The organism is Mesorhizobium sp. M7A.F.Ca.ET.027.03.2.1 (genome assembly GCF_003999175.1).
Taxonomy (GTDB): Bacteria; Pseudomonadota; Alphaproteobacteria; order Rhizobiales; family Rhizobiaceae; genus Mesorhizobium.
Genome location: NZ_RZOM01001237.1, coordinates 1 through 1622, shown reverse-complemented (window position 1 = coordinate 1622; position 1622 = coordinate 1). Strand labels below are relative to the sequence as shown.

Genomic DNA, 1622 nt, shown 5'->3' with positions numbered 1-1622 from the left:
TCCAAGGACGTCGTGCACGCCCGCATCGATCGCCGCCGCAAGATTCCGGTGACGTCGCTGCTGATGGCGCTCGGTATGGACGGCGAAGAGATCCTGTCGACCTTCTACAACAAGATCACCTACAAGCGCGCCGGCGACCATTGGCGCATTCCGTTCAACGTCGAGCGTTTCCGCGGCCTCAAGGCCGTCGGCGACCTGGTCGATGCCGATACCGGCGAAGTCGTCGTCGAAGCCGGCAAGAAGATCACCGCCCGCCAGGCGAGGGCGCTTGGCGAAAAGGGTCTGAAGGCGATCAAGGCCACCGACGAGGACCTGCTCGGTAACTATCTGGCCGAGGACATCGTCAACTACGCCACCGGCGAGATCTTCCTCGAGGCCGGCGACGAGATCGACGAGAAGACGCTGAAGGTTCTGCTCGGCACCGGCGAAGACGAGATCAAGGTTCTCGACATCGACCACGTCAATGTCGGCGCCTATATCCGCAACACGCTCAACGTCGACAAGAACGAGAGCCGCCAGGACGCGCTGTTCGACATCTATCGTGTCATGCGCCCCGGCGAGCCGCCGACGCTCGAAACCGCCGAAGCCATGTTCAACTCGCTGTTCTTCGACAGTGAGCGCTACGATCTGTCGGCCGTCGGCCGCGTCAAGATGAACATGCGTCTCGAGCTCAAGGCCGAGGACACCGTGCGCGTGCTGCGCAAGGACGACATTCTGGCCGTGGTCAGGACGCTGGTCGAGCTGCGCGACGGCAAGGGCGAGATCGACGACATCGACAATCTCGGCAACCGCCGCGTGCGTTCGGTCGGCGAGCTGATGGAAAACCAGTACCGCGTCGGCCTGCTGCGCATGGAGCGCGCGATCAAGGAGCGTATGTCCTCGATCGAGATCGACACGGTCATGCCGCAGGACCTGATCAACGCCAAGCCGGCGGCTGCCGCCGTGCGCGAGTTCTTCGGTTCCTCGCAGCTGTCGCAGTTCATGGACCAGACCAACCCGCTGTCGGAGATCACCCACAAGCGCCGCCTCTCGGCGCTTGGACCGGGCGGTCTGACCCGCGAGCGCGCCGGCTTCGAAGTGCGCGACGTGCACCCGACGCATTACGGCCGCATCTGCCCGATCGAGACGCCGGAAGGCCCGAATATCGGTCTGATCAACTCGCTGGCCACCTTCGCACGCGTCAACAAGTACGGCTTCATCGAGAGCCCGTACCGCAAGATCGTCGACGGCAAGCTGACCAATGACGTCGTCTATCTCTCGGCGATGGAAGAGGCCAAGCACCATGTCGCGCAGGCCAACGCCGAGCTCGACAAGAACGGTGGTTTCGTCGACGAATTCGTCATTTGCCGCAGCGCCGGCGAAGTGATGATGGCGCCGCGCGAAAACGTCGATCTGATGGACGTGTCGCCCAAGCAGATGGTGTCGGTGGCCGCGGCCCTGATCCCGTTCCTGGAAAACGACGACGCCAACCGCGCTCTGATGGGCTCGAACATGCAGCGTCAGGCCGTGCCGCTGGTGCGCGCCGAGGCGCCGTTCGTCGGCACCGGCATGGAGCCGATCGTCGCCCGTGACTCGGGCGCCGCCATCGGCGCCCGAGTCACGGGCGACGATCGGCCCCATGC

General features: G+C 64.2%; 1 pseudogene. It reads left to right on the top strand.

The features are described 5' to 3' along the window. Positions 1–1622: pseudogene (locus EN750_RS33370) on the top strand (DNA-directed RNA polymerase subunit beta); the annotation flags it as partial.